Origin of the sequence: Cloacibacillus porcorum (assembly GCF_001701045.1) — a bacterium.
GTDB classification, from domain to species: Bacteria; Synergistota; Synergistia; order Synergistales; family Synergistaceae; genus Cloacibacillus; species Cloacibacillus porcorum.
The window spans coordinates 1061578-1087511 of sequence record NZ_CP016757.1; the positions used below are offsets into that span (position 1 = coordinate 1061578).

At 52.7% G+C, this 25934-nt stretch carries 23 protein-coding genes; 13 read left to right on the plus strand and 10 right to left on the minus strand.

Going from position 1 to position 25934, the window contains the following annotated elements:
• Positions 1 to 12: 12 nt before the first annotated feature.
• The 6 genes from BED41_RS16610 to BED41_RS04790 form a co-directional block, all read right to left on the minus strand.
• Complete coding sequence (locus BED41_RS16610) at positions 13 to 228, minus strand: hypothetical protein (protein WP_229712398.1); 216 nt, start codon at positions 226 to 228, stop codon at positions 13 to 15.
• A 19-nt stretch (positions 229 to 247) separates the two neighbouring features.
• Complete coding sequence (gene speB / locus BED41_RS04770) at positions 248 to 1093, minus strand: agmatinase (RefSeq protein WP_066743615.1); 846 nt, start codon at positions 1091 to 1093, stop codon at positions 248 to 250.
• A complete protein-coding gene (speE, locus tag BED41_RS04775; protein WP_066743617.1) occupies positions 1094 to 1945 on the minus strand; it encodes a polyamine aminopropyltransferase in 852 nt (283 codons plus the stop codon). It lies immediately after the preceding gene.
• Between the two features lie 13 nt (positions 1946 to 1958).
• Complete coding sequence (locus BED41_RS04780; RefSeq protein ID WP_066743619.1) at positions 1959 to 3422, minus strand: aminotransferase class I/II-fold pyridoxal phosphate-dependent enzyme; 1464 nt, start codon at positions 3420 to 3422, stop codon at positions 1959 to 1961.
• Positions 3423 to 3431: 9 nt separating this feature from the next.
• Positions 3432 to 4244, minus strand: a complete 813-nt coding sequence (gene speD / locus BED41_RS04785; protein ID WP_066743620.1) for an adenosylmethionine decarboxylase — start codon at positions 4242 to 4244, stop codon at positions 3432 to 3434.
• Positions 4245 to 4435: 191 nt separating this feature from the next.
• Positions 4436 to 5641, minus strand: a complete 1206-nt coding sequence (locus BED41_RS04790; RefSeq protein WP_066743622.1) for a DUF3798 domain-containing protein — start codon at positions 5639 to 5641, stop codon at positions 4436 to 4438.
• A gap of 421 nt (positions 5642 to 6062) precedes the next feature.
• On the opposite strand from BED41_RS04790, the gene BED41_RS04795 reads away from it, so the two are divergent.
• The 6 genes from BED41_RS04795 (at position 6063) to BED41_RS04820 (ending at position 12899) form a co-directional block, all read left to right on the plus strand.
• Positions 6063 to 7169: a M24 family metallopeptidase gene (locus tag BED41_RS04795; RefSeq protein WP_066743624.1), complete on the plus strand. Its 1107-nt coding sequence runs from the start codon at positions 6063 to 6065 to the stop codon at positions 7167 to 7169.
• 88 nt (positions 7170 to 7257) lie between these two features.
• Positions 7258 to 8448, plus strand: a complete 1191-nt coding sequence (locus BED41_RS04800; RefSeq protein WP_066743626.1) for a DUF3798 domain-containing protein — start codon at positions 7258 to 7260, stop codon at positions 8446 to 8448.
• A gap of 186 nt (positions 8449 to 8634) precedes the next feature.
• Positions 8635 to 10245: a sugar ABC transporter ATP-binding protein gene (locus BED41_RS04805; RefSeq protein ID WP_066743628.1), complete on the plus strand. Its 1611-nt coding sequence runs from the start codon at positions 8635 to 8637 to the stop codon at positions 10243 to 10245.
• Positions 10246 to 10270: 25 nt separating this feature from the next.
• Complete coding sequence (locus tag BED41_RS04810) at positions 10271 to 11317, plus strand: ABC transporter permease subunit (RefSeq protein WP_066743630.1); 1047 nt, start codon at positions 10271 to 10273, stop codon at positions 11315 to 11317.
• On the plus strand, positions 11317 to 12408 hold the full coding sequence (locus tag BED41_RS04815; RefSeq protein WP_066743632.1) for an ABC transporter permease: 1092 nt from the start codon (positions 11317 to 11319) through the stop codon (positions 12406 to 12408). Before BED41_RS04810 ends, BED41_RS04815 begins: the two co-directional genes overlap by 1 nt.
• 2 nt (positions 12409 to 12410) lie before the next feature.
• Positions 12411 to 12899: a DUF6672 family protein gene (locus BED41_RS04820; RefSeq protein WP_066743634.1), complete on the plus strand. Its 489-nt coding sequence runs from the start codon at positions 12411 to 12413 to the stop codon at positions 12897 to 12899.
• 315 nt (positions 12900 to 13214) lie between these two features.
• Here BED41_RS04820 and BED41_RS04825 read toward each other — a convergent pair whose 3' ends face one another.
• From BED41_RS04825 to BED41_RS04840, 4 genes are all read right to left on the minus strand, one after another.
• Positions 13215 to 14519, minus strand: coding sequence for an ABC transporter permease subunit (locus tag BED41_RS04825; protein ID WP_084002257.1), 1305 nt, complete (start codon positions 14517 to 14519; stop codon positions 13215 to 13217).
• Positions 14519 to 15517: an ABC transporter permease subunit gene (locus tag BED41_RS04830; protein ID WP_229712399.1), complete on the minus strand. Its 999-nt coding sequence runs from the start codon at positions 15515 to 15517 to the stop codon at positions 14519 to 14521. The genes BED41_RS04825 and BED41_RS04830 overlap by 1 nt, the downstream gene beginning before the upstream one ends.
• A gap of 73 nt (positions 15518 to 15590) precedes the next feature.
• The gene (locus BED41_RS04835) at positions 15591 to 17192 is read right to left on the minus strand and encodes a sugar ABC transporter ATP-binding protein (protein WP_066743636.1); all 1602 of its coding nucleotides are present in this window, start codon (positions 17190 to 17192) and stop codon (positions 15591 to 15593) included.
• A gap of 138 nt (positions 17193 to 17330) precedes the next feature.
• Positions 17331 to 18470 (minus strand): DUF3798 domain-containing protein, encoded by a 1140-nt coding sequence (locus tag BED41_RS04840; RefSeq protein ID WP_066743638.1) that lies wholly within the window; start codon positions 18468 to 18470, stop codon positions 17331 to 17333.
• A 490-nt stretch (positions 18471 to 18960) separates the two neighbouring features.
• Here BED41_RS04840 and BED41_RS04845 point away from each other — a divergent pair, with 490 nt between their 5' ends.
• The 7 genes from BED41_RS04845 to BED41_RS04875 all read left to right on the plus strand — a co-directional run bounded on the left by BED41_RS04845 (position 18961) and on the right by BED41_RS04875 (position 25921).
• Positions 18961 to 19608, plus strand: coding sequence for a GntR family transcriptional regulator (locus BED41_RS04845; RefSeq protein ID WP_066743640.1), 648 nt, complete (start codon positions 18961 to 18963; stop codon positions 19606 to 19608).
• Between the two features lie 201 nt (positions 19609 to 19809).
• On the plus strand, positions 19810 to 20511 hold the full coding sequence (locus tag BED41_RS04850) for a DUF2848 family protein (protein ID WP_084002260.1): 702 nt from the start codon (positions 19810 to 19812) through the stop codon (positions 20509 to 20511).
• A 45-nt stretch (positions 20512 to 20556) separates the two neighbouring features.
• A complete protein-coding gene (locus BED41_RS04855; protein WP_066743644.1) occupies positions 20557 to 20958 on the plus strand; it encodes a cupin domain-containing protein in 402 nt (133 codons plus the stop codon).
• A 93-nt stretch (positions 20959 to 21051) separates the two neighbouring features.
• Positions 21052 to 22272: a tRNA-dihydrouridine synthase gene (locus BED41_RS04860; protein ID WP_066743646.1), complete on the plus strand. Its 1221-nt coding sequence runs from the start codon at positions 21052 to 21054 to the stop codon at positions 22270 to 22272.
• An 11-nt stretch (positions 22273 to 22283) separates the two neighbouring features.
• Entirely contained in the window at positions 22284 to 23069 is a 786-nt protein-coding gene (yqeB, locus tag BED41_RS04865) for a selenium-dependent molybdenum cofactor biosynthesis protein YqeB (RefSeq protein WP_066743648.1), read from the plus strand.
• A 36-nt stretch (positions 23070 to 23105) separates the two neighbouring features.
• Positions 23106 to 23585 carry a (2Fe-2S)-binding protein gene (locus BED41_RS04870; protein WP_066743650.1) on the plus strand — a complete coding sequence of 160 codons (480 nt, stop codon included), beginning with the start codon at positions 23106 to 23108 and terminating at the stop codon, positions 23583 to 23585.
• A complete protein-coding gene (locus BED41_RS04875; protein WP_066743652.1) occupies positions 23585 to 25921 on the plus strand; it encodes a xanthine dehydrogenase family protein molybdopterin-binding subunit in 2337 nt (778 codons plus the stop codon). Before BED41_RS04870 ends, BED41_RS04875 begins: the two co-directional genes overlap by 1 nt.
• Positions 25922 to 25934 lie beyond the last annotated feature (13 nt).

The following is a 25934-nucleotide window of genomic DNA, read 5'->3' on the forward strand; positions in this document are numbered from 1 at the left end:
GGAGCCGTATCTTCATACGGCGAGGATTCGGAACCACCGTTTTATGACGCAAATCGTGCTTATAAACGCCGATTTACAGGGCGCAGCCCGTCGTTGCAGCGCGCATATCGCCACACCCGGTTTTCTGATCCAGTCGCCGTAGTAGAATAATCCCTCGCCCGCGCCATATTCGCGCGCGAGTTCCTCATCGAAGGTGGTTTTGAGCACCGTTATTTTGACCTTTTTCATTTATCCTGTCTCCCGATATTTAAAGATAGGCGAGCAGCATTTCGCGCAGCACCTTGCAGGCGAGCGCCGTGGAGGCTCCCGAATGGTCGTAGTGCGGCGAAAGCTCGCAGATGTCGAAGGCCTTGACATTCAGGCCGCGCAGGGAGAGGAGCGCCGCGAGCAGCTCCGTGAAGCGCAGCCCTCCGGCCTCAGGCGTTCCCGTGCCGGGGAACTCGGCGGGGTCTACGACGTCAAGGTCGAGCGTGATGTAGAGCGGCGCTTCGCCGATCTCCTTCACAGCTTCGTTGATTGTATCCGCGCGGAATTTTTCCATTCTCGTGTGCGTATCAGACCAGCGCATCTCTTCGCGGCTGCCGGAGCGTATGCCGAACTGGTATATCCTGCCGTCTCCGAGAATGTCGTGGCAGCGGCGGATCACCGAGGCGTGCGAGAGTTCCTCCCCCATGTAGTCGGCGCGGAGATCCGCGTGGGCGTCGAAGTGGATGAGGCGCAGGCCGGGATATCTTTTCGCCGCCGCGCGCACCGCGCCGAGGGTCACAAGATGTTCGCCGCCGAGCAGAACGGGGATTTTGTTAGCCGCCAAGACCTCCGCGGCAGCCTCTTCGATGGCGGAGAGGGTTTTCGCGGCGTTGCCGAAGGGCAGGTCTAGGTCCCCAGCGTCAAATACAGAGTAATCCTCAAGGTCTCTCTCCTGATAGGGGCTGTAGGTCTCGATCCCGAAGGATTCGGCGCGCATCGCGGCGGGGCCGAAGCGCGTGCCGGGGCGGAAGGAGGTCGTCGAGTCGAACGGCGCGCCGAAGAAAACGGCGCGCGCCTCCTGAAAGGAGGCGCCGCAGCCGATAAATCCCTGGATATTTGTCTCCATTTAGTCTGTCAGCTCTAGCTCTCTCTTCACATAGTTCGGCAGCATGAAGGCGCCGGTGTGGAGATCTGTGTTGTAGTATTTTGTCTCAAGGCCGAGGGTGTTCCAGGCCTCCGCGTCAAGGTCTTTGAGCGGGTCGAATTTTTTTGAGGCGAAGCCGAAGAGCCAGTGTCCCGAAGGATAGGTGGGTATGTGAGCCTGATAGACGCGGCAGACGGGGAAGAAGTCTTTGATGCGCTGGTTGGCGCGCTTCATCGAGGCCTGATATGAATCATAGTAGGGATTTTCGTGCTGGTTGACGAGGATGCCGTCATCCGTCAGCGCCCGGAAGCAGTTGCCGTAAAATTCCTTTGTGAAGAGTCCTTCGCCCGGGCCAAAGGGGTCCGTCGAGTCGACAATGATAAGATCGTACTTTTCCTCGACCGTGCGCACGAATTTAAGGCCGTCCTCAAAGTAGAGGGTGACGCGCGGGTCGTCGAGTTTGCGGGAGGTGAAGGGCAGCAGCTCGCGGCAGACCTTGACGACCATTTCGTCGATGTCTACCATGTCGATCTTTTCGATGCCCTTATAGCGTGTGAGCTCGCGCACTGTGCCGCCGTCGCCGCCGCCGATGACGAGGACGCGCCTGACGTTCGGGTTGGTCGCCATGGGGACGTGGACTATCATGTCGTGATAGATGAATTCATCCTTTTCGGTGAGCATCATCAGCCCGTCGAGGGTGAAGAAGCGCCCGAACTCCTCCGAGTCGAAGACGTCTATCTGCTGAAAGGGGCTTTTGCCGCCGAAGAGCTGTTTCTTTATTTTGATCGAAAAGCGTACTGTAGGGGTATGTTCCTCTGTGTACCATAGTTCCATAATTGTATTCCTCCTATTTTACCGTATATAGATAGTTTAACTCCATATCCTGCGGCCCCATGACGAGGCTGCCCTTTTCCTTCGCGTAAAGAATGTAGTCGAGAGCCTCCCTCGTGACCTCTTCGCCGGGGGCGAGGATGGGAATGCCGGGTGGATAGCACATAACGAACTCCGCGGAGATCTTTCCCACCGTCTCCCTGATCGGCAGGGGGCTGCTTGGCGCGTAGAAGGCCTCCTGCGGCGTCATTCGCACCACGGGAGGGATGTATTCGTGGTCCAGCAGTCCGAGCCCTTCGCGTCCATGCAGGCGCTTTATTTCGGAGAGCGAGGCGACAAGGCGCTCAATCGCGTAGTGGTTGTCGCCGACGGAGATGATCGCCAGCATATTGCCCATGTCGCCGAACTCTATCTGTATCCCGTAGTCGTCGCGTAGCAGGTCGTAGACCTCGACGCCCGCGAGCCCGATTTTCAGCGTGTTGACGGAGAGCTTTGTCGTATCGAAGTCGTAAATATATTTTCCGTCGATTATCTCGCGTGAGAAGGCGTAATAGCCGCCGATCCTGTTGATCTCGCCGCGGGCGTATTCGGCGAGCGAGACGACGCGCGCGAAGGTCTCCCTGCCCTCCGTGGCGAGGGCCTTGCGCGCGATGTCGAGCGAGCTCATGAGGAGGTATGAGGCGCTGGTCGTCTGTGTGAGGTTGATTACCGTACGGACGTAATCCGGACGCACGCGGCCGCGCTTCATTATCAGCAGCGAGCTCTGCGTCAGCGAACCGCCCGTCTTGTGCATGCTGACCGCCGCCATGTCTGCCCCCGCCTCCATAGCCGTGAGCGGCATGTCGCCGCCGAAATAGAAGTGTGTGCCGTGGGCTTCGTCAATAAGCGCCGCCATTCCCGCGCGGTGTGCCGCCTCGGTGATGCGCCGCAGGTCGGCGCAGATACCGTAATAGGTGGGGTTGTTGACGAAGACGGCCTTTGCCTCAGGGTGGGCGGCAATCGCCGCCTCCACGTGGTCGGCGCTCATGCCGAGCGAGATGCCGAGCTCCGGGTGGATGCCGGGATCGACATAGACGGGGATGATACCGCAGAGGATGAGGGCGTTGATCGCCGATTTATGAACGTTGCGCGGAATGATTATAGAATCGCCGCGTTTGCAGACGCTCATTATCATCGCCTGCACGGCGGCGGTGGTGCCGCCGATGATCAGAAAGGCGTCGTCCGCGCCGAAGGCGTCGGCGGCCAGCGCCTCCGCCTCTTTGATGACGGAGGTCGGATGGCTGAGGTTGTCGAGCGGCTTCATAGAGTTGACGTCGACGGAGAGACAGCTTTTGCCGAGAAATTCCGTCAGCTCAGGCGTTCCGCGTCCCTGCTTGTGTCCGGGGACGTCGAAGGGGACCACGCGTCCCCGACGGTATTCCGTGAGCGCGTCCAGCAGCGGGGCCCTGTCCTGGGCGAGTTTGTATGTTCTCTCTCTCATCACGCCCACTTAGTACATATTCATTCCGTAGTAGATCTCGAGCATCTCTTTCGTGATGCGGTCGGTGATCGACAGACGCTCTTCGGGCGGCAGCTCGCGGGGATCGATGTTGAAGAGGTAGTCGGCGAGCCGTATCTCTTTCAGCATCATCTTTGTATGAAAGATGTTCGACTGATAAACGTTGACGTCTATCGCGTCGTATCGGCGCAGCGTAGCCTCGTCGATATAGTTCTGAATGGAATTTATCTCATGGTCCTTGTAGTATTTTTTCCCGTCTATGTCGCGCGTGAAGCCGCGGATGCGGTAGTCGAGCGCGATGATGTCGGAGTCGAATTGACCGATGAGGTAGTTGAGCGCGTTCAGCGGCGATATCTTGCCACAGGTAGAGACGTCGATATCGACGCGGAATGAGCTGATGTCGTTGTTGGGGTGAAATTCGGGGTAGGTGTGTACGGTCACGTGGCTCTTGTCGAGATGGGCGACGACCGTTTCGCGTTCGTCGTTGATCTTCTGCGCCCAGCAGCCGCGGTTGCAGGAGTCGTCGATCTGTGCCGGAGGCACGGACTCCTCGGAGATGAGGATGGTGACGCTGGCCCCCTGCGGATCGTAATCCTGTTTAGAGATATTCAATATACAGGCGCCAATGATGTCCGTAACGCCGCACAATATCTTGGTAAGCCGTTCGGAATTATACTGCTCGTCAATGTAAGCGATATAATCCTGCTTTTCCCGGTCTGTCTTTGCAAAACAGATGTCGTAAATGTTGAAACTCAACGTTTTTGTCAGGTTGTTGAATCCATAGAGCTGGATCTTATCTTTCAACCCTATCCCCACGTCCCTTCTCAAGCCGAGGCTTTATATTTTTCGCGGCAAATGACGCCGCAGTTAAATTAGAACTATACAGATAAAAGAGCCTGTTGTCAAAGGTCTGTGCAAACGTTTGCTTAGTGGTTTCGCATAAAAAAAGACCCGCGGCTGCCCGCGGGTCTTTGGTATCTCAGATATTGTTCCGCTTATTTGCCGCTGAACTTGATCTTCTGATATTTCTCAGGAACTTTGACGTCCGTAGCCTTCATGTAGCCCTTGCCGAGGATATATGTATCCTGATAGATGAGCATCATGTTCTTCTTGGTTACGCCGGTTCCGAGGTCAGTGTAGTTCTGGCCGTTCCACTTCGCGCCGGGGGTGTACTCGGCGTAGCAGGCGAGGAGGTCTTTCTTGCTGTTGAGCTTCGCTTTGCCTTCTACTATGCGTTTGCCGAACTCTGAAAGGGCGGCGCTGTTCGTATAGCCATAGGAGTAGGCCCAGGTTCCCATGCGGCCCTTCGCGCCGGCGTCGGATACGGTCTTCTCAACCTTCTTGAGGATGACGGGCCAGTTGCCGGCTTCCTTCGTAAGGTCGATGCCGAATGCTCCGGGGTAGCCCATGAGCGGTGAGGGAAGGTCGGCTTCGATGAAGTATCCGCCGTACTTTGCGAGCTGCTTGAGAAGCGGTTCGGTGTGGGCGTCGTTGGTGCAGAAGAAGGCGGTGTCTTTCCCGTACTTCTTGACCCATGCCGGCGTCTTTTCAAGGATGAACTGCTGGGCTCCGGCCACGCCTACGTCGCTCGTGGGGTCGGGAGCCGTCTCAAAGACGAACTTGATGCCGAGGTCTTTGCAGGCCTGCTCCATGATCGCGCGGCGGCGTCCGAGAGTCTCGTAGCTCATGTGGCGCGGGAAGGAGATATGGACGAAGGTTTTGCATCCGAGCTTCTTCGCGGTGTCGATGATGAGGTATCCGCGTGATACGAAGTCGGCGTTGATCGCCATGTCCGCGACGGAGGTGATGACGTTCGGGTCTTCATGGGCTTCGCCGGCGAAGCAGAGGATATCCTTCCTCTTCTCCTTAACGCGGCGGAAGGCTTCCGCTGTTCCCGGGATAGCCTGGTTGACGACGATGACCTTCATCTTAGGATCGTCGGCAAGTCCGGCGATCTGTGAGATAGTGGTCTCCATCTCCGACATAAAGTTGTCGGGATAGGTGAGGTGCTGGATCATACCGCCGTTTGCCACATCGCCGTATTTCTTGATCATCAGCTCTGCTCCACGAAGGTCGTCTTCGCTCTGTGATACGGTTCCGGTCACTATTCCAATGTGGAACGGCGCCTCGGCTGCCATTGCTGCTGTGCTTACGAAGAGCGCGAGCAGCGCCGCAAACAATAAAAGCATAGCTTTCTTCATGAGGATTCCTCCCAAGTTTTTTTGCCGCGTCTCGAAACTGTGCACTTAATTTTTTACGTAAACAATCTCTGGGAAGCGTGCGTCTGCCGCAGCAGATAGCCGGATTATAGACTACCTGTCTTACGGCTGTCAATAAAAAAGAGGTCTTATATATCAGTTAAACGTAGTGCATAACTAATTAAAATAGTAAATCTTTAAGTTGTATAGTGAAAATTTTCTGTGCTTGACATATTCCATACGTGGTTTAATATAAAGGCATATACAGTTCCGGGCCAGTTTTGGAGGCTAGTGGATAGTGTTTTTAGTTACCCGATATATCAGTAATTTAAGTAATAAAAAATAATGTGATTTACATTCGGTTTTTTGTTGAATCGCCTATAAGACCGCTGAAAAATATCCTTACAGGAGGCAGTTGTCTACTATGATAAAGAAAGAAAGAGTTGAACGTCTGGCGCAGACATTGAGGGAGAAGGGGCTTGACGCGCTTTATATCGGACCCTCAACGGACCTGGAGTATATCGGAGGCCTTGATACTCATCCAGACGAACGTGTACGCGGTTTGATGGTCGCTAAAGACGCACGCTGCTTTGCGATGACCCCGCTCCTCTATAAGGAGGAGATCGTCAACGCCTTCGGCGACGTTCCCTTCTATGCGGAATGGAACGACCACGAAGGGTTCACGGGGGCCTTTCGCCGCGGCTGCGAGCACCTTGGCGTCGTCGGCGGCAGGATAGCTTTCAATGACGGGGTCCGCGCGGTGGACATGCTGGCGGTACGCGACTCGATGCCGATGGAGATGGTCAACGGCGTGGATCTGCTTGCCGGACAGCGGTCGCAGAAGGATGATGATGAGCTTGAGCTGATGCGCGAGTCGTCGCGTATCGTCGACAAGGTGGTTGCGAAGCTCCAGAAGTTTATCCGTCCCGGCATGAAGGAGCGCGACGTGGCGAAGAAGATCCCCGATTTCTTCGAGGAAGAGGGCGTTATCCAGATGTCCTTCAGCCCGATCGTCGCCAGCGGCCCTAACGGCTCGATGCCGCACTACTCGGGCGGAGAGCGTGTCATTGGGGAGAACGACATCATCATCCTCGACCTCGGCGGCAGATACAAGAGTTATTGCTCCGATACGACGCGCACCCTCTTTACCGGCACGCCCACGGAAGAGATGAAAAAGATATACGAGATTGTGAAGCGGTCGCAGGCCGCTGGCGAGGCCGCCGTTAAACCCGGCGCGACGGGACAGGATGTAGACCGCGCGGCGCGTCAGGTTATCATCGACGCAGGTTACGGCGAATTTTTCTTCAACCGCGTAGGACACGGAGTCGGCCTTGCGGTGCATGAGAGCCCCTACATGATCGAGGGCAACGACGTTCCGCTTGCGCCCGGCAACGTATTCAGCGTAGAGCCTGGAATATACATCCCCGGTAAGTTCGGAGTGCGTATAGAGAATCTTGTGGCGGTACGCCCCGACGGCAGCGGTGAGGCACTGAACCACTTTACCCGCGAACTTACGGTCTGCGGGGACTGATCTGTTGAAAGACACGGAAGGGACATCTGTATAGTTTCCCTTCCGTGTTTTCAATATATGTACCTAATTTGAGGAGGAACGATTTATCATGAGAAAAGCAACGGTCTTTCTTTTCACATTGATCGCCGCGTCATTTTTGGCGACGGCGGCCTTCGCCGATGCTCCCTTCCACATCGGAGTCGCAACGCTTACCGTCTCCCAGGCCGAAGATACCTACCGCGGCGCCGAACGGCTTATCAAGGAATATGGTGATGTAGCAAACGGCGGCATGATCAAGCATGTCACAATGCCCGACAACTTTATGTCGGAGATGGAGACGACGATCTCCCAGATAGTCGGACTCGCCGACGACCCCAAGGTAAAGGTCATCGTCGTTGACGACGCGATTCCCGGAACGACGGAAGCCTTCCGCCGCGTTAAGGAGAAGAGAAAAGATATCCTCTGCTTCGCCGGAGAGCCGCAGGAAGATCCGAACGTGATCACAAGCACGGCGGACTTCGCGATCGGTGTCGACAACATCATGCGCGGATACCTCATCATCAACACCGCGAAGAAGCTTGGCGCTAAGACCTTCGTCCATATCTCCTTCCCGCGCCACATGAGCTACGAGCTGCTTTCACGCCGCCGCGCGATCATGGAGCAGGCCTGCAAAGATCTCGGACTCAAGTTTGCCTTTGAGACGGCTCCAGACCCCACGAGCGACGTAGGCGTAGCCGGAGCGCAGCAGTTCATCCTTGAAAAGGTCCCCGCGTGGGTCCAGAAATACGGCAAGGATTCAGCCTTCTTCTGCACCAACGACGCCCAGACCGAACCGCTCCTTAAGCAGGTCGCCAAGCAGGGCGCGATCTTTGTCGAACCGGACCTTCCCTCACCGCTTATGGGTTACCCCGGAGCCTTCGGTATCGACCTTAAGGATGAGGCCGGAGACTGGCCCGCAATCATGAAGAAGGTAGAAAAGGCCGTAATCGACGCCGGCGGTAAGGGACGCATGGGAACATGGCCCTACTCGTACGGCTGGAGCACCGTCTGCGCCCTCGCCGAATATGGCAAGCGCATAACCGAAGGCAAAGCGAAGCTCTATAACCTTAAAGACCTCTGGAAGTGCTATGACAAGTATACCCCAGGTGCGGAATGGAACGGCGCTCCCTACTATGACATGGCGAAACAGATGAAGATAAAGAAGTTTGTCCTCGTCTATGAGGATACCTATGTCTTTGGCCGCGGCTACATGGGCGTAACCAAGGAAAAGGTTCCTGAGAAGTACATCAAACTTAAGTAGCACTTCAAGATAATGCCATAAAGTCTTTCCGGCGTTTTGCGCCGGAAAGACTTTTGTAAAGTAACGGCACACACCGGATGGCAGTTCTTCTTGTGTTTTTAAGTAAAAACCACTAAGATACATCATGCTTTGTCCATTAAAGTGAAACGACAAAGATATATTTAGGTAAATTAAGAGGTGAAATGTATGTCCATGGAAATTCCCCTTTTGAAGATGGAGAACATCGGAAAAGAATATTTCGGCAACCGGGTTCTTCAGGGTGTAACATTTTCACTGCGGCCCGGAGAGATAATGGGGCTGGTCGGAGAAAATGGCGCGGGAAAATCAACCTTGATGAATATCCTCTTCGGGATGCCGGTCATTCAGGAGACGGGTGGATATGAGGGGAAAATTATTATCGACGGGCAGGAGGTTCATTTCAAAGATCCTCTAGACGCCCTCGAAGCCGGCATTGGAATGGTCCATCAGGAATTTTCTCTGATCCCAGGCTTTACGGCCACGGAAAATATTCTTTTGAACAGGGAATCTGTCAAGTACAATGCGCTTGTGGAGGTATTCGGCGAAAGGCTGATGACGCTTAACAGACCGGATATGAGGTCAAGGGCCGAGAAGGCCATCAAGACGCTCGGCGTCGACCTCAGCCCCGAGACGCTGATCAGCGAAATGCCGGTAGGCCACAAACAGTTTACCGAGATCGCGCGCGAAATAGACAGACGTAAGACGAGGCTTCTCGTCCTTGACGAACCGACGGCAGTCCTTGCCGAGAGCGAGGCGACCGTCCTTATTTCGGCTCTCAAAACACTTTCCAAACAGGGTATAGCAATAATATTTATTTCGCACAGACTTCAGGAGATCATTGATCTCTGCGACAAGCTTATCGTACTCCGTGACGGCCGCGTCATACAGGAGGCGTACACAAAGGATACCAACGTCCGCCAGATAGCCTCTTGGATGGTTGACAGAAAGGGCGACAAAGCGGAAGAGGAAAAAGCGGAAAAGACGGAGAAAAAGATCGGTGACGTCATTTTGCGTACGGAGCATCTTTGGGTCGACATGCCCGGAGAGACGGTACGCGACGTATCTATCGAGGTCCGCCAGGGCGAGATCCTCGGCTTCGGTGGACTGGCCGGACAGGGAAAGGTCGGTATCTCCAACGGTATCATGGGACTCTACGCCGCGGGCGGAAAGGTATTCCTGCGCGGCAAGGAGATAAAGCTCAACGACCCTGACGCCTCTCTGAAAGAGGGTATGGCCTTCGTTTCGGAAGACCGCAGAGGCGTGGGGCTTCTGCTTGAAGAGGGAATCGATTGGAATATAACCTTCACCGCGATGCAGGTGCAGGAAAAGTTTATTAAAAAGCTGCTTGGCGGCCTCGTCAAGTGGCGTGACGACAAAGCGGTGGATGAATGCACACGGGAGTATATAAAATCACTCGAGATCCGCTGCACAGGCCCCAACCAGCGCGCGATAGAGCTCTCCGGCGGAAACCAGCAGAAGGTATGTCTTGCGAAGGCCTTTGCCGTAAACCCGGAGATACTCTTTGTATCAGAGCCGACGCGCGGTATTGACGTCGGCGCGAAGAAGCTTGTTCTTGATACGCTGCGCAAGGTCAACGAAGAGGACGGAACGACGATCATCATGACCTCCTCCGAGCTGGAAGAGCTGCGTTCCATCTGTGACCGCATAGCAATAATAAACGAAGGCAAGGTATCCGGCATCCTGCCGGCGTCGGCGCCCGCCGAAGAATTCGGACTGCTGATGCTCGGTCACGTCGAAGAGCCCGCTGCCGTAAATTGATAAAGGGAACGCAGGTGAGCAAAAAATGAAGAACAAACTACAAGAATTTATTGAAAACGCAGGATGGCCGCGAATAATAATCGCTCTCTTCCTGTTCGCGCTCTTTATCGCCGCACCCTTTGTGGGCGTAAGGATCGACGCGTCGCTTTCCGATACGCTTGTGCGCGTCGGAATGAACGGGATACTTGTCCTTGCGATGGTCCCGATGGTACAGTCGGGCTGCGGTCTTAACTTTGGACTGCCGCTTGGCATCATCGCCGGTCTCCTTGGCGCCGTCACCTCGATTCAGATCGGCGTCAAAGGCAGCGTCGGTTTTCTCATCGCTGCGGCGATCGCCATCCCCATAGCCGTCGTTCTCGGATGGCTGTACGGACAGCTGCTGAACCGCGTCAAAGGTGACGAAATGATGATCGCGACTTATGTTGGATTCTCGTCGGTCGCCCTCATGTGTATAGCCTGGCTGCTGCTTCCCTACACGAGCCCGACGATGATCTGGGGGTACGGCGGCTCCGGACTCCGTACGACGATAAGCGTTGAGGGCTATTGGCTCAACGCGCTCAGCAAATACATAAACATCCAGATAGGCGAATTCTTCTATGTGCCGGTAGGAATGTTCCTCTTCTTCGCCTTTGTGGCCTTCCTCGTATGGGCCTTCTTCCGGACCAAGATAGGGACGGCGGTGACGGCGGTTGGTTCCAACCCCGAATTCGCGCGTGCCTCCGGCATCAACGTTGACCGCATGCGTACTATCTCCGTCATTCTCTCGACTGTGCTTGGCGCGCTCGGCATCCTCGTCTACGAGCAGAGCTTTGGATTCATCCAGCTCTACATGGGTCCCTTCTACATGGCCTTCCCGGCGGTCGCCGCGATCCTGCTTGGCGGTGCCTCCGTCAATAAGGCGTCGATGATCAACGTCGTGGTCGGGACATTTCTTTTTCAGGGAATACTGACCATGACGCCTTCAGTAATCAACAGCGTCATGCAGACGGACATGTCGGAAGTTATCCGCATCATCGTCAGTAACGGTATGATCCTCTACGCTCTCACGAGGAAAGTGACGGTGAAACGCTAATGGCTAACAAGAATCGTGAACTGAAAAATATTCTGGCCGACTACGCGGTGCCGATAGTCTTTATCGGACTCTCCGCGCTCGCTATCCCGCTTTCGGGTTTCTCCGCCACATATCTGATCCAGGAAATGTTCACGCGTCTGGCGAGAAACTCCTTCCTCGTCCTCTCGCTGCTCATCCCGATTCTCGCGGGAATGGGACTTAACTTTGGTATGGTCCTCGGTGCGATGGCGGGACAGATCGGGCTCATTTTCGTCACTGACTGGGCCGTCGTCGGCTGGGAGGGGATGCTGCTCGCCGCAATCGTGGGAATGCCCATTGCGGTCGTACTAGGCTACATCTGCGGCGCGGTCCTCAACCGGGCGAAGGGCCGTGAAATGGTGACGTCGTATATACTTGGGTTCTTCATCAACGGCGTCTATCAGCTGATCGTGCTCTACTGTATGGGCAATATCATTCCGATATCGAACCCGCAGCTGGTCCTCTCACGCGGATATGGCATACGCAACGCGATAAACCTCACCGGGGTTCGTCACGTTCTCGATAATCTCATTCCATTTAAGATCGGCACGATCGACGTACCGGTGGCGACCTTCATACTGATCGGCGTATTCTGCCTCTTCATCATCTGGTTCCGCCGCACGAAGCTTGGACAGGATATGCGTGCGATCGGGCAGGATATGGCGGTAGCGGATTCGGCCGGTATTCCAGTGGAACGTACAAGGATAATCGCGATCGTGATCTCCACGGTGCTGGCCTGCTTCGGGCAGATAATCTTCCTTCAGAATATTGGTACGATGAATACGTACAACAGCCATGACCAGGCCGGTATGTTCGCTATCGCCGCCATCCTTATCGGCGGAGCCTCCGTAAGCCGCGCGACTATCGCCAACGTCTTTGTCGGCGTCGTGCTTTTCCACCTGATGTTCGTCGTTTCACCGATGGCGGGTAAGGAGCTTATCGGGCAGGCGCAGTTGGGAGAATATTTCCGTGTCTTTGTCTCCTACGGCATTATTGCGCTGGCTCTCGTTCTCCATGCCTGGAAGCGTCAGCGTGATAAGATTGAGGCCAGAAGAAACCTGAGAGGAGAATAGCCATGACGACCAATATCAATAAAAAGAGGCTGGTCATACGCTTGGCGCTGGTAGCGCTTCTTGTCCTCCTCTGCTTTGTCCTCTACTATATCGGCAAGGAGCACGAGGTGCTGCTTGATAACAAGAACGTAACTATCGAAGGCCGCGAGTATCAGGAGATCCCCTATATGAACGTGGTCGTAGACGGTGACGAGGATAAGGCGCTGGAGTTCTACGCCGGCGACCGCGATGTCGTTAAACTCAAAGGCCCGAGCCATACGCTCAAGATAAGCGTCATCAACGAAGACACAGAAGAGGTCACCAAGACAGTGGAATACAAGCTCAGCCTGGGATCAATATCGAGCACGATGTATTCGCTGCCCGCTATCGTCGAAAGCGCGCCCAACGCGGAACTTCCGCTGCCCAACGCCAACGCAGTGGAGGAGAGCAGCGGCGGAGATGCTCAGCAGGAAACGATACCGTCCACCGAGGCGCCGGTACTTTCAGACTAAAGCGTAAACAAGAACAATACAAAATAAAGAATGCTCCCCCAGCGGGGAGCATTCTTTTGTCTCCTGAATTGCTACAGCTCATCCCGAGAAAGATCAGATTCAAAGGATGTAACAACAAATTTCAATAATAAAAGACGCATATGCGGATATTTTTAGTCTATAGCTGATTTTTTAACTATATTTGGCTGGATGATGCAGGAATTAAGGTTATCCTGTCTCAACTGTGCTCGGCATAACATGAAACGGAAGGAAAGCCCTTGAGCCTCCCTTCCGTAATTCATCTTTCGTGCGGTTCAATCAGAGGTAATGTTTTTGCTACTCTTCCAATGACGCCGTCCTCTGTTGCTTGAGTGCCTTCCATACATAGAGTCCCAGCGCTAAACCGATTACACCGTAGACCATGAAAGTCCTGAAATATTCACCGAGCAGAGCCTGGCCAAAGAGTGACTGACCAATCTCCGGGGACATGATGAACATGGAGTTGAAGAGGATCGTACCGAAAATCGCATTTTTGATGTTTGCCTTAGATGTGGAGGCGCCTCCGACGAGCAGCGATGCTACGGAGAACATTCCTATCTGCGTATGGGCGTTGTAGGTGTTGAGAGTGCCCATGTTCTGGAGGTAGATTATCTGCCCCCATGCGGCAAGGACGGTGGAGATCATTGTTGCGATTATTCGCGTTTGATCCACGTTGATGCCGGAGACCTGCGAAACATGCTGGTTGAAGCCAGCTGAGCGGAAGTCCTGTCCAAGCTTTGTCTTGGTGATCAGGACGGTGAAGAAGCAAAGAGCAACGATCAGCAAGCCTGTTACGACCGGCACGCGGCGCACCATCATGAGCTGCGATCCCGTGGTGAGTGCGTAGACCGAGACGGCGGTCAACGCGGCACCTAGCAAGACACTGCCGATGGCGCTTCCCCTGTCGTTTCTATAGCTCTCGCCCCGCTTGTTGTTGAGCCACCAGCGCACTGCCGTAAAAATGATGATTCCCGCGGCGACTACCAGCAGCGCATGAACAAAGGGAATGGTCCAGATGTCGTCGAGGGCGTACTTCAGTCCGCCGCTCTTGGCGGGAACGAGGTCGACCGTCATTCTGATGCCTATACCGTCAGGTTTTATCATAGGATGCGTCGCGGGTACGGCGATGATCACGCCGATGACGAATAGGAAGAGGAACTGATAGACGCCGTTCGCGAAATAGCCGACGATGAGGCTGGCAATCATCTCCTGCCCGCGCGTTTTGTTATAGAGCAGTCCTGTGAAGTATCCGCATAGCGCCGCCACAAAGAAAGCGATCACGAATGCGTAAAGCAGCCCAGGGATGCCGCCAAGTTCAAAGTATCTGACGATCGAAATCGCAATTTGTCCAGACATGGCGCCGATGACGATCCCGAAATTTAGCCCCAATCCCGCCAGTACCGGAATTATGAGCGAAAGGACGAGAAAGGTGTTGCGAAAAATACGGCTTGAGAGCTCCGAGAGGAAGAATGGCAGCGAAACATTTTCCGAGACGAAGAAGCCAAAGAGGGTGAAGGCGACGAATATCAGTGTGACGATATTGTCCAGCAGCCACTGTCCGACGTTTTTACTCTCCGTCTGCGGTCTGAGCATTTCACCCATTATCTCGCACCTCCTTTTACCTGCGTGAGGGCGTAAAGGATTATCCCATTCTGGATGATCATTCTCATGATTTCCGAAAGGTCTGTTCCCGCGAATATCTCATTCGCCACGGGGAGAGCCGTCGTCAGCAGGCCCTGAAACAGGAATACGCCGATGACGACGTGCGAGACCTTAGCCCGCGAGGCGGTAGCCCCGCCGATGAGCACCGCGGCGACGGCGGGAAAGGCCATCATCAGCGGCGCGGTGTAGAGCTGGGCGTAGCCGAAGCTCTGTGAGTAGACGATTATCCCTACCGCGCCGAGGACGGTGGAGAGGATGTTTGCGTATACTCTGTTCTTATCGATGTTCAGGCCGGTAGCTTGAGCGAATTTTGGATTGATTCCTCCAGCCGAGATGGCGATACCCATCTTTGAGCGGAAGAAGAGCCACACTAGTACGCAGAATAACGCAAATATGAGCAGCAGCCCAGTGGGAATCACGATATCACCGATGTTGAAAGCGAGGATTTTATTGAGTATCTGTGCGGCGCCGACTGCATCCAGCTGTATCGTTTCCCTCAGTCCTTTGCCGATGAACCAGCCCATCTTGGGATTTTTGAAGGGCAGCATGAGCCAGGCAAGGCACATGAGCGCGACTACCGAAAAGCCGGTGTATGTGGCGATCGTCATTTCCGAACCTTTAACGGCATTCATCAGCTTTCCGTAACCGTAACCAACTATCACGGCGAGCGGCACGGCGATCGCGAATGCCAACAACAGCCATGTATATCCTGATACGCCAGCCTCTATGGAACAGACCATCCCGAAGAGCCCGCAGACGATGCCGATGGGCAGTGCAAAGTTTGGCCCCGTGCCTGACTGAATGGCGGGAACCATCGCAAGTACCAGTATCCCGTTCATGCCGGCGCGCTTTATTGTGTCGGAGAGCAGCGCTGACATTGAGATGCCGACTACATAGCCGCCAACGAGTGTAAGCACCCAGAAAGCGGCGATGATCATAGTTGGCATCCCTATGGTGCTTACAACATCCCTTATTTTATACATAAAAGTGCTTTCATTTGACTCAGGCATTTTAATGACTCCCTTCAGCGGTGTTTAATTTGCTGCCTGACATAAGAAGTCCAAATTCCGCATCCGTGGCGTCCGGCGGCAGCACTCCGCCCACCTTTCCCTCACAGATGATAACGATCCTGTCGCAGATGCTGCGGAGTTCCGCCAGCTCCGAGGATGTCATTACGATCGTCATACCGAGTTCTTCGTTGAGTTTGAGCAATAGGTCCAGAATGAGCTTCTTCGCGCCTATGTCTATGCCGCGTGTTGGCTCGGAGACGAAGAGAAGGGTAGGCTCCTGTGTAAGGGCACGCGCTACGCATACCTTTTGCTGGTTGCCGCCGCTGAGGCTCCCGGTATGCTGCAGCGGAGACTCGCAGCGAATATCGAGATCCTGGATCATTTTCAACGCATGTTCCCGCATCGCTCGATCGTTTTGAAAGGTCAGACCAAGTACCTTTGTCATAAACAGTTCTTTTATCTGCATTGCGGTGAACGCTATATTGAGTTCAATGGACTCGTTGAGCAGAAGGCCTACTCCCTTGCGGTCCTCACTTACAAAGGCAATGCCTGATTCTATGGTGGAGTGCGGGGCGTTAAGTTTGAGCTCCCGTCCTTTAAACATAACCTTGCCTCTTGTGGGATAGGTACCCATGATACCGTTGGCGATACCTAACTTGCCTTGTCCGGCAAGGCCGCCGATCCCGACTATCTCTCCCTTTCTGATGTCAAGGCTGATGCCTTTGACGCGCTCTCCTGGCATTGCGACGTGCAGATCCTCAATGCGGAGTTCGATCTCGTCGGATATCTTTCTATGTGATGAACTGTCGCGCTCTATCGACACCTTCCGGCCGATCATCAGCGAAGCAATCTCTGCCGCGCTCGTATCAGAGATGTTTTTCGTTGCCACATGCTCGCCGTCGCGCAGGATGGTGACGCGGTCAGCGACGCTGACAATTTCGTCAAGCCTATGGCTGATGAATACAATTCCAATCCCCATCCTTGCGAGCCGTTTGATGGCGGCAAGCAGGTTTTGTGCCTCGGATTCAGTGAGAACGGCAGTCGGCTCGTCAAAAACGAGTATTTTTATACCTGTTTTGTCAATCTCTCTCGCTATCTCTATAAACTCCATGTGGCCGACCGGGAGCCCCGCAACGGTTGTGTACGCCTCAATATTCATGTCAAGCTTATCGAGAGCCTTGCGGGCGTCGGCATTCATCTTCGCCATGTCAATTGTTTCCAGCCTTTTGCCCAGAACTCTTGACACGATGTTCGGCGAAGTTATCTCTCTGTTCAGCTTGATGTTCTCTGCTATCGTATACTGGGGTATGAGCATGAATTCCTGATGTACCATGCCTATGCCGGCCGCCATCGCCGCGTGCGGCGATTTTATGTCTGTCGTTTTTCCATCGATAAGTATCTCGCCATCATATCCCCCTGTCGTGTGGATGACTGGCATACCAAAAAGGATGTTCATCAGCGTAGATTTGCCCGCACCGTTCTCTCCTATAAGAGCGTGTATCTCGCCTTTTTTTACATCAAAATTAATGTTTGACAGGACATTGTTCCCGTAATAATTTTTGGATACGTTACGAAAACAAAGAAGGTTTTCGCTCAACGGCATTTCCCCCTCTTCTATTTTTTCCGCAAGAATTTTTAGCTTTCTTTAGAACAAAAAAGAATTCGCAGGCTTTCAGATCCTGCGAATTCTTTTCTGGATCAGATTATATCTTGAATTGTATTACTCCCCTCTGACTCGTGGCTAATATGTGAGGAAATCCATCAGCACGAAGAGGTAGGTCGGGTATTTTTTGCCGGCCTCGTCAATATAGGGATTGGTTGTGACTTTTACCTTCGCGTAATCGGCCATGCACTTTTCCAGCACAGGAACGTTAAGTTTGTCAAAAGCGACTTCTCCGTTGATGATTTTCATCGCGTATTCCGTACCTGCGACCGTCGCCATCATGGCAACAGGAACCGGCCATGTCGAAAGTCTGCCGGAGACGCCTTTTTCCTTAAGTATCCTCTTTGTCTCGGCTATAACGTGCTGCAGGTTGCCCTGTTTCTCTGTATTGGACTGGATGCCGAGGGCCGTCGGGAATCCATGGTATGGTGACGGGCAGCAGGGCTGCGGATAGATAGCCTTGGCGTCTACGACTGCTTTGATGAGCGGGATCTGCATGGCGCAGTTCGTTGAGAAGAAAGCCGTATCTTTTCCATACTTAGCTACCATCTTGGGAACGTCTTCAAGGATGAACTGCTGAGCGCCGGGCAGTCCTGAATCTCCGGTAGGGTCGGGCGCAGTGGCGTCTACGAATTCAAGTCCGATCTCGGCGCACTTTTTCCTCATCAATTCGCGGCGCGAAGAAAGAAGGACCTGCGACATATGCCTCGGGAAAGAATAGTGTACGAACGTTTTTGCTCCGAGCTTCTTCGCCTGGATGGGGATGGCGTCGCCCATTCCAAGTTCGTCAGGCTGGATGATAAGCTGAGCGCGGGCGGCGACATCCGGCGGGTTCTCCTGCGGCGTAGCATAAACGATAAAAATGTCTTTTCTTGTTTCAAGGAGCTTGTCTACGGCGGCATTGGTCCCCGGTACCGCCTGGTTAATGATAAGGGCTTTGATTTCAGGATCATAGGCAAGCTTCGCGACTATACTTACCATCTGTTCCTGCTCGGCCATGAAGTTATCCGGCCATGTCACGTGGACGATACGGTCACCGTATTTCTTGACCATTTCCTGGGCGGAACGATATTCTTCCTCGTTCTGTGAAACGGTGTTAGTGACGATTGCAACCTTGCCCTTCTTTGCAGCGGCTTCTGCGGCAGGAGCAATAGACACAACGGTAAATAAACCGAGTGCGAGAACGACTGCCGTGGTGATGATCCAACGATTCTTCACAGCTTTTGCCTCCTTATTAGAATTAAGTGCGGGGTTACTAATGATAATATTAAGCTATCAGTTCATAAGTGTCAATTAAAGTATTCTCTTTTGGTTCGTACAAACACATTATTCAAAAAAATAACATTATAATTGTAAATTTATTATAACTACTGTGATTATAAGCTTAAATAAAGTATTGTTACGCGTTTGCATGCAGTAGAAAGGACTGATAACGATCAATTCGCTACAATCAGACGACGCCAAAAAACTTTGTAAGAGAAGGGATTTATGATAAGAACCGGGCGGGGGTCAAACTTGCAGCAAAGTTGGAGAAAAGAGGCCTTGACGTGCTTTATATCGGACATTCGACATAATTATGTTCAGATTGGTATAAAAATACGACATGTGTATCATTGAAATAAAAATTACGAATAAATTAAAACAATAATAAAAAATGTATACCAATAATATAAAAGATATGCTATCCTATCATGCGAGGTGAATGGAAATGGAAGAAAAGTCATTATCTGCACAGGTATATGAAAAGATCAAAGGGGGGATAATTTCCCTGAAATATCCCCCAGGTTCGGTGCTCAAGGAGCGGGAGCTCTCGGAAAGCCTCGGCGTGAGCCGTACGCCTGTGAGGGAGGCGATACAGCGGCTGTCGCAGGAATTCTGGCTTGTTCCCGGAGAGGGGAAGCGTATGCAGGTGCGCCCGGTCACTATCGCCGACGTACACGAGATCATCCAGATACGAAACTTAATGGAATACGCCGCTATAGACGAAATGCTAAAGAACGGTGAACCACGGGTGGTTGCCGGTCAGTTGGATTCGATATTGAATGAGATGAAATCGGCTACGGAGGAATACGTCTTTACAACGCTGGATTTGAAGTTCCATTACCTTGTGGTCGAGAGCATGAAAAACGACAGGCTGCTGAGATTCTGGAGCACCGTCCAGGACGAGGTGCTGCGAATGGGATTACTGGTGCTCAAGGGAAAAGACCGTTGGCATGAAGTGATAAAGGAACATGAGCACCTGGTAGATATGCTGTGGAACAAAGATGCAGAGAAAATTAAGTTTGCGATGAAAGAGCATCTGGAACATAGTTATGCGGCTTTGATAAGGGATTTAGAAGAGCGAATCACAAATTAAAAAGAAAAATAAAAATGGAACAGTAAAGATAAAGCGGAGCGCCGACCAAAACGGTTTCTCCGCTTTTTGTTTTTGTAAAAACGTATGCTCTTGACAAATTTGCATCCAAAATAGATAATTTGTATGCAAATAAGATAAACATATCCCTTTAATAAAATTGCATATCTTGAAATAGTATAAAGTTTGAAAGGAGTCGGTATTGTGAAGTTTAAAGTTTTAGCGAAAAGCGGAGAAGAAAAGATAATTGATTTTGTACCGAAGCATATTATCAACGCAGGCTATACCGGGCGTGATCAGGCTGCGGTCCAGGCCCATATCGATGAGTTAAAGGAAGAGGGAATACCAGCACCCGACAAGACGCCTGTCTACTTTGTGAAATTTATCGATAAAATTACGCAGTCAGGAGGCTTTGAAGTCCTTGACGAGACGGACCACTCTGGAGAGGCGGAATTCGCCCTATTTTTTGACAAAGACGAAATATATGTAGGCGTTGGAAGCGACCATACCGACCGCAAACTTGAGACTGTGGACATACCAAAGGCAAAACAGATATATCCCAATACCATCAGCAAGGAGCTTTGGAAGCTGAGCGACGTTATTGACCACTGGGACGACATCACTCTGCGCAGCTGGATAAAGGTGGACGGAGAGAGAAAGCTCTTCCAGGAGGCGAAGCTGACGGCCATGCTGGATGCGGCGGATCTTGTGGAGAGGGCGAAGAAACTCCTTTGTGATCCGAATGACACAGAGGGGTTGGTCCTCTATTCAGGAACCGTCGCATCCCTTTTTAAAGCGGACTACAGCCCTTATTTTGAGACTGAGCTTGAGGATCCGATCCTTGGCCGCAGGCTGGGCAACGTCTATGAGATGACCTGCAAGTCATCCTGGTATAAGGGCAATTAAATAAGTTTTCCATATATAAACAAAATCAGAGGAGGCGCTTTTGTTATGGCAAAGCAGGAATACGAAATTCGCGATGTGGATCTTCACGGAGAATGGCGGCTGGTAGAGGGCGGTTACAACGGTACGATGGAGAAAGTTCTCTCCTATGACCCAGAGACGGGAAACTACACAAGGTTGCTGAAATTTCCGCCTAAAACAGAGATGCCGGAGGTCCTCTCGCATGATTTCTGTGAAGAGATATACGTGGTAGACGGCTATCTGACCGATACTGACAAGAATATCACAATGTGCAAGGGCTATTATGGCTCACGCCTTCCCGGTATGAAGCACGGCCCTTACAGCATTCCCCTCGGCTGCATGACGATGGAGTTCCGTTATCAGGACCCCAACAAGCCGATCGACCCAGAATGTTCGCTCCTTAAGAATAAACTCGGCGCACCCAGATAAAATAACGAGTTTATCTTATTAATAAGAGGCGTTTATATGACGCATAAACGCCTCTTTATTCTCATCTTTTATATTTGAAGGAGAAAAGATATTATGAAACCAAACCTTTCCGTAGAATACTGTGGCGTTAAATTTAAAAATCCGATGGTCATCGCCTCGGCTTCTCCGAGCAAAAACGGCGAATATATGCGCCGCTGTGCCGAGTCTGGCGCTGGTGGTGTTATCGCCAAGACCTACAGCCCCGAGCCGCTCGCTCAGAAATATGTCTCTCCGCGCTTTACGGTCCTCCATAAGAAGGGCTGGCCCCACAACTACTCCAACTATTCATGCGAATTTCTCGCCACCTACAACACCGAGGAATGGATGCGGGAGATGGCGGCTGCGAAGAAGGCGTGTGACGAACGCGACTGCACGCTGGTCGGCAGTATCTCGGGAAATTCAAAGGAGAGCTGGATTGAGTTGGCGAAACGCATGGAGGATCTAGGTCTGCCGATGCTTGAACTCAACTTTGGCTGCCCGCATCCCAAGGATCTTGGCTACAAGAGCGGGCAGGAGCTTGGAAATTCTCCCGAGGCGGCGGCTGAGGTGACGCGTATCGTCTGCGAAGCCGTTAAGATCCCGGTATTTGTAAAACTCACCAGCGAGGCCGTCAGTATCGTTGATGTGGCGCAGCGCTGTAAGGGCGCGGGTGCGGCGGGTTTCACGGTTGTTAACCGTTTCTCGGCTCTTGATGTAGATATTGAAACGGGACGCCCGATCCTCCACGGTGGATTCGCAGGTGTCGGCGGCCCCTGGATGAGGCCGATAACTCTCAAGTGGATCGCGAAGATTGCTGAGGCGACCGGAATGCCGATCTCTGCGACTAACGGGATCTTCAGCTGGGAAGATGTGATCAAGTGCATCATGTGCGGCGCGACCACTGTGCAGACCTGCACGGCGATCATGTACGGCCCGAAACAGTTCGGCGAGGTTAAGACTTTCCTTGATGGCGTGGAAAAGTACCTTGTCGATCACAATATCGACGATATCAACAAGCTCCGCGGCATCACCCTGCCGCAGATAATCACCTGGGACAAGGTAGACCGCGAGCATACGGCGATCAGCGTAGTGTGTCAGGATAAGTGTATCGGCTGTGGTCTCTGTCCGAGCTGGTGCTTCTATGACGCGATAAAGATTGTTGATGTCAACGGCAAGAAGAAGTCCTGCATCGATCCGGATAAGTGCGACGGCTGCGGTCTCTGCGCGGCGCTCTGTCCGAAAGACGCGATTGAGATGAAGGGCGAAGTGCCAGTCTATCTGGGTGACTTTAACTAAGAGGATAAAAGATGTCAAAAGACGGCAGATTTGCCATCGTTCGCGGGGGCGGAGATCTTGCGACGGGGATCATCTACAGGCTGTGGCGAAGCGGGTTTCGAGTTCTTTCGCTCGAAACGTGCACGCCGCTTGTGGTGAGGCGTACGGTATCGGCTGCCTCTGCCGTCTTTAATGGAAGCGTCGTCATCGATGGGATGCCGGCGAAAAAAATATCGTCCACGGATGAGGTATTTGCGGGCGGAGATGTCTCCGTACTGATAGATCCGGAGGGTGACTCGATAAAAAAACTGCGTCCGGATTTACTTGTCGACGCCATTATGGCTAAACGAAATACCGGAACGACGATAGATATGGCCCCGCTGGTTATCGGAATAGGGCCAGGATTTACGGCCAAGGTTGATGTTCATTACGTTGTTGAGACTAAACGTGGACACTACCTTGGCCGCTTAATTTCAGAGGGCGGTGCCATCCCGAATACAGGTATCCCCGGGATGGAGATGGGCTATACCACGGAACGTCTTTTAAGGGCGCCAGCCGAAGGATATCTGACGCCATATGCGGAGATAGGCGATCATGTGGAGGCTGGGGATGTAGTTGGAGCAGTTGGGACGAAAGAGGTCCGGGCGCAAATTCGCGGAACGCTCAGAGGGTTGATACATCCGTCGGTTTATCTTACAGAGGGTTTAAAGATAGGCGACGTTGACCCCCGCGATGTCCGGGAGCATTGTTTTTCAATCACCGATAAGGCGCTGGCGATTGCCGGAGGAGTCTTAGAGGCGGTCCTCAGAAATTGTTGATGTAACTCCATCTGAAGTGTCAGGAGGATGAATGCAATGGAGACGCGGGAACTAAATTTTATTGTGAACGGAAAACCTCAAAAGATAGAGGTACGTACAAATTGGACGCTTGCACTGGCGCTGCGTGAGAAGCTAGGTCTATTAGGAACTAAGATCGGGTGCGGCGAAGGTGAATGCGGCGCCTGTACGGTGTTAATGGATGGAAAGACGGTTACTTCATGCCTTGTCCTTGCAGTACAGGCTGAAGGAGCAGAAATTATTACTATAGAGGGGCTTTCTTCCGAAGACGGACTTCATCCCGTACAGCAGGCCTTTGTCGACGCCGGGGCCATACAGTGCGGATATTGTACGCCTGGTATGGTCATGTCTGCGGTGGCGCTGCTGGAGAGATATCCAGACCCCACCGATGAACAGATACGCTATGGGCTCACGGGGAACCTTTGCCGCTGTACCGGTTATCAGAAAATCTTTGAGGCTGTGAGGATAGCCGCAAAACGGATGAGGGGGGTGGCGTGATGGCTGACGTTCGCTTTGAGAAAGGCGTGTATTCTGTAATAGGCACAAAGCAGCCCTATATTGACGCGTATGATAAGGTCACGGGGCGCACCAATTATGTAAGCGACCTTTCCCTTCCCGGGATGCTTCATGGAAGAGCCCTGCGCAGTCCCTATCCTCACGCGCGGATCATTTCTCTTGACACTTCGGCGGCGGAGAAGGTTCCTGGAATCAAATGCGTGCTCACAGGCAAAAACGTTCGGCAGAACAAGTGGGGGCCGGTTACAAAGGATGAATACCTGCTTGCCGTCGATAAGGTAAACTTCGTCGGAGATGAGGTTGCTGCGGTTGCCGGCGTAGACGAAGAGGCCTGCGAAGAGGCTCTTTCAAAGATAAAGGTCGAATATGAAGAGCTGCCGGCGGTACTGTCAATGCATGACGCGATGAAAGAGGGAGCTCCAGTTATACATGAGGACTTTCCCGGCAATGTAAACCATCATTTTGATATTCCGCGCGGTGATATAGACTCCGTTTTTAAAAACGCCTATTTGGTACATGAAGGCGAATATGAGACTCAGCTTGAATATCAGGCCTATATTGAACCGATGGGCGGTATCTCGACCTGGGACAGTAAGGGTAACCTTACGATATATGCCGGTATCCAGACGCCTACCTGGTCAAGGAATGATTACGCCGTAGCGCTTGGCATCCCGGTCGAAAAGATAAGGATCGTACAGCCCTATTTTGGCGGCGGGTTTGGCGCCAAGCTCTCGCAGCAGGTACACCCGCTCGGCGCGCTGCTTGCGAAATACGCCGAGCAGCCGGTCAGGTTCTTCTTAGACAGAGTTGAAGATTTTCAGTGCGGGCTTCCGCGCGTACCGATGTATTTCAAGATCAAGACGGCTTGGGACAGAGACGGCAAATACCTTGGAAAACGTACCTATATCCTTGCCGACAACGGCGCGTACGCGTCTTACGGAGCGCCGATCGCGCTGACGGCCATGTACCGTATCGATATTATGTATCAGGTTCCGGTCCTGCATTCTGTATGTGATCTGGTTTATACGAACAAAGTTCCAACCGGATGCTTCCGTGGCTTCGGCAACACGCAGATGCACCTTGCGCACGAAACGCATCTTGATGAAGTCGCCGAAATGCTGGGAATAGGTGCGGATGAAATACGTTACCGCAACATCGCCGTTCCGGGCTACAAGAATCCGCATGGCTGGAAGACCAATAGCTGCGAGATTAAGCAGTGCATTGAAAAAGCGGTCACGAAATCCGATTACCACGCGAAACGTGACGAGCTGACCAAGAAAAATGAATCCACCGGCGATATCAAAAGAGGAATCGGGCTTGCGGGCGCGGTGCATGTATCCGGAAACAGATCGTTCATAAAGCCGTTTGAGGGAGGCGCAGTTCTCCTTCGGATGAATGAGCAGGGAAAAGTCTACATTTACAGCAACGAGCCGGATATGGGACAGGGCATAAGGACTACGCTGAGCATATGCGTCGCAGACGCGCTTAAACTGGACCTCGACCATATCTGTGTGCCTGATCCCGACACGAATATCGTGCCGTTCGGGCTTGGCTGTTTTGCCAGCCGTGGAACTTACATGGCTACTGGCGCGATGCACATGGCGGTGGAGGATATGAGGGCGAAGCTGATAAAACTTGCCTCAGAGATGCTTTCGCTTCCTGAAGAGGAATTGAAGCTGGCGGACGGCTCCGTCGTTTCCGCAAAAGATCCCTCTAAAAGAGCGTCATTTGCCGAGCTGGCGTGGAAACATGTCTGTGATTTTCCAGGACAGCATATTCTGGGAATCGGACACTTTACCCCCGCGGGCGTCGAATATCCCGACGAAACAAAGTACAACAATATCTCAGGAGGCTATGCCTTCGGGTGCCATGTTGCGGAGGTAGAGGTAAATACCAAAACCGGACAGATCAAGGTATCTAATATATTCGCAGTTCACGACGTTGGTCAGCCGATAAACCGTTTGGCCCTTGAAGGACAGCTGCAGGGCGGTATCGCTCAAGGATACGGATGGGCCCTCATGGAGCACTTGAAACATAACGAAAAGGGCAGAGTGGCAAATGCCTGTTTCCTTGACTACCAGATACCGACCGCCGCGGACATTCCCCAAATAGAGGTGGACTTTGCGGACAGCTTTGAGTGGTCGACCGGGTTTGGTGCAAAATCGATTGGAGAATGCGCGACAAATCCAACTGCTCCCGCGATATTGAACGCTATCTATAATGCGGTGGGGATAAGGTTCAAAGAACTTCCAATAACCGCCGAAAAGATGCTCAAAGCGCTGAAAGAAAAAGAGAAGGCCTCTGAAGGCAGAGGTTAGGGGGAGGAAGCTG

Coding starts and splice junctions, on each gene's coding strand:
- BED41_RS04835 (WP_066743636.1), bottom strand. CDS start 17,192: ATGCCGTTGAGCGAAAACCTTCTTTGTTTTCGTAACGTATCCAAAAAT.
- BED41_RS04805 (WP_066743628.1), top strand. CDS start 8,635: ATGTCCATGGAAATTCCCCTTTTGAAGATGGAGAACATCGGAAAAGAA.
- speB (WP_066743615.1), bottom strand. CDS start 1,093: ATGGAGACAAATATCCAGGGATTTATCGGCTGCGGCGCCTCCTTTCAG.
- BED41_RS04845 (WP_066743640.1), top strand. CDS start 18,961: ATGGAAGAAAAGTCATTATCTGCACAGGTATATGAAAAGATCAAAGGG.
- BED41_RS04825 (WP_084002257.1), bottom strand. CDS start 14,519: ATGGGTGAAATGCTCAGACCGCAGACGGAGAGTAAAAACGTCGGACAG.
- BED41_RS04820 (WP_066743634.1), top strand. CDS start 12,411: ATGACGACCAATATCAATAAAAAGAGGCTGGTCATACGCTTGGCGCTG.
- speE (WP_066743617.1), bottom strand. CDS start 1,945: ATGGAACTATGGTACACAGAGGAACATACCCCTACAGTACGCTTTTCG.
- BED41_RS04860 (WP_066743646.1), top strand. CDS start 21,052: ATGAAACCAAACCTTTCCGTAGAATACTGTGGCGTTAAATTTAAAAAT.
- BED41_RS04815 (WP_066743632.1), top strand. CDS start 11,317: ATGGCTAACAAGAATCGTGAACTGAAAAATATTCTGGCCGACTACGCG.
- BED41_RS04810 (WP_066743630.1), top strand. CDS start 10,271: ATGAAGAACAAACTACAAGAATTTATTGAAAACGCAGGATGGCCGCGA.
- BED41_RS04855 (WP_066743644.1), top strand. CDS start 20,557: ATGGCAAAGCAGGAATACGAAATTCGCGATGTGGATCTTCACGGAGAA.
- BED41_RS04830 (WP_229712399.1), bottom strand. CDS start 15,517: ATGATCATCGCCGCTTTCTGGGTGCTTACACTCGTTGGCGGCTATGTA.
- BED41_RS04875 (WP_066743652.1), top strand. CDS start 23,585: ATGGCTGACGTTCGCTTTGAGAAAGGCGTGTATTCTGTAATAGGCACA.
- BED41_RS04790 (WP_066743622.1), bottom strand. CDS start 5,641: ATGAAGAAAGCTATGCTTTTATTGTTTGCGGCGCTGCTCGCGCTCTTC.
- BED41_RS04800 (WP_066743626.1), top strand. CDS start 7,258: ATGAGAAAAGCAACGGTCTTTCTTTTCACATTGATCGCCGCGTCATTT.
- BED41_RS16610 (WP_229712398.1), bottom strand. CDS start 228: ATGAAAAAGGTCAAAATAACGGTGCTCAAAACCACCTTCGATGAGGAA.
- BED41_RS04780 (WP_066743619.1), bottom strand. CDS start 3,422: ATGAGAGAGAGAACATACAAACTCGCCCAGGACAGGGCCCCGCTGCTG.
- BED41_RS04795 (WP_066743624.1), top strand. CDS start 6,063: ATGATAAAGAAAGAAAGAGTTGAACGTCTGGCGCAGACATTGAGGGAG.
- BED41_RS04870 (WP_066743650.1), top strand. CDS start 23,106: ATGGAGACGCGGGAACTAAATTTTATTGTGAACGGAAAACCTCAAAAG.
- yqeB (WP_066743648.1), top strand. CDS start 22,284: ATGTCAAAAGACGGCAGATTTGCCATCGTTCGCGGGGGCGGAGATCTT.